At 69.8% G+C, this 441-nt stretch carries 1 protein-coding gene; it reads right to left on the bottom strand.

What is annotated here, in order from left to right:
- Window positions 1-286, bottom strand: a 286-nt coding sequence (locus tag CWM66_RS28580) for a hypothetical protein (protein ID WP_199200101.1), incomplete at its 3' end; no start/stop codon positions are given.
- Window positions 287-441: the final 155 nt, after the last annotated feature.

The following is a 441-nucleotide window of genomic DNA, read 5'->3' as shown; positions in this document are numbered from 1 at the left end:
GCATGCCCACGCGGGTAGCCAGCCATTCGGTCAATCGTTCCAGGCCCAGCTCGCCGGCCGGTGGCTGGCCGGCGTGCAGCTTGAGGTTGGACAGCAGCACCAACGGATGCACTTCGCTGGCATTGCGGGCGCCGCCGGCGGAGAACTGGATGCGCTCGCGGTCGTTCGGGGCGACCATCTCGTCGGCGAGCAGGGCGGTGGCCACCCGTTCGAACACCAGCCGCCCGCGCGGTAGCGCCGCCCCGGCCAGGGCCATCGTCGTTTCGGCGGGCTGCCGCTGTTCCATGAGCCGTTCCCCGCTGCGGAATGCCCCGCAGGTCGGCCGCTATACTAGCGCACCCCTTCGCACGGCCCCTGCCGCATGTCACAGCGCGTACCGATCACCTTCCAGGGCCTGATCCAGACCCTCAACCAGTACTGGGCCGAACAGGGCTGCGTGCT

The organism is Kosakonia sp. H7A, from assembly GCF_003028445.1.
Lineage (GTDB): Bacteria > Pseudomonadota > Gammaproteobacteria > Enterobacterales > Enterobacteriaceae > Kosakonia > Kosakonia radicincitans.
Note: the sequence above shows the minus strand (reverse complement) of the source record. Positions and strands in the feature narration are given on the sequence as shown.